The organism is Pseudoalteromonas sp. SANK 73390 (assembly GCF_054966645.1).
Genome location: NZ_ARPN01000081.1, coordinates 1 through 1442 on the forward strand (window position 1 = coordinate 1; position 1442 = coordinate 1442).

The 1442-nt window shown below is 47.6% G+C and carries 1 protein-coding gene; it reads left to right on the forward strand.

The features are described from left to right. On the forward strand, nt 1-1442 hold a 1442-nt coding region (locus tag SANK73390_RS10770; protein ID WP_462766030.1), incomplete at both ends, for a condensation domain-containing protein.

Consider the following 1442-nt stretch of genomic DNA (forward strand, 5'->3'; position numbering starts at 1 on the left):
TCACTCACTGCTGAGTATACGCTTGATTTCGCTTATTCGTACCCAGTTTAATGTTGAATTGCCAGTGCAAGCGGTGTTTGCCGCAAAGACATTAGCCGAGTTAGCGATTGCAATAGATGAACATCAAGGTACACAGGTACTAGCGCCACTAGAAGCGATAGCGCGTACCAAGCCTCACTATGTCACTTCCTTTGCCCAGCAGCGCTTATGGTTTATCGACCAGCTACAAGGTGGCTCGGTGCAATACAACATGCCGATGGCCTGGCAAGTATATGGTGTGCTTGATTTAGGATTAATCAAGCAGGTGTTTGAGAGCATTCTTGCGCGCCATGAAGTGCTAAGAACGGTGTATATCGACGTGGATGGCGAAGCGATGCAACGCATTCGCCCAATGTCGGAAATAGACTTTGCGATAACGGTGGAAGATGTCAGAGCATTGAGCGGAGCAGCACAAGAAAAAGCGGTGCGTGGGTTGGTCAGTGCAGATATTGGCAAAGCGTTTGACCTATCACAGGATGTGATGCTGCGTGTGGGTTATATCCACACCAGTGATACTTCGGGGGTGTTGTTGTTTAACATGCATCATATCGCCTCAGATGGTTGGTCGATGGAAGTGTTGAGCACAGAGTTCTTTACACTGTATGAAGCTTATAGCCAAAACCAAACCAATCCACTGTCAGAGTTAGCGCTACAATATGTTGATTATGCACATTGGCAAAGAACCCATGTGGCAGGAGCGGTGCTGGACAAACAACTGAATTATTGGACGCAGCAATTAGCAGATGTCCCAGCGGTACATAGCTTGCCGTTGAGCTATCCGAGGAGCGAGGTTAAAGGTTACGAAGGGGCGCAGGTTAAAGGGACGTTACCGAAGGCTGTGAGCCAACTGTTATACGGTGTGGCGAAGCAATATCAACTTACTCCGTTTATGCTGTTACATGGCACATTGTCGTTATTGCTCTCAAGGCACAGCAATAGCAGAGATATTGTGATAGGCACGCCAGTGGCGAGCAGGCTACAAGAGGGACTGGCGCCACTGATTGGCTTCTTTGTAAATACGCTGGTGCTGAGAGTGGATACAGGTCATGACACCTTGGCTGAGTACCTTGCTCATGTAAAGGCGACGCATTTAGACACACAAGCGAATCAGGATGTCCCGTTTGAACAATTGGTAGAAAGACTAAAGGTGCCTAGAAGCACAAGTCATACGCCACTGTTTCAAATCATGATGACGATGGGGACGGATTATGGTGTGGGGAGGACAGACAAGCGGTCTTTAATGGGGTTAGATATAACCCCTTATGCTTCTCAATCAGTGGCAGCGAAGTTTGATTTAAACATTGACCTGAGCATGAATGAGGATGGGGTGGACATTCACTGGACCTATGATGTGAGTCTGTTCAGTGCTCAGGCGATTGAGCGTTTAAATGACCATTTATGTC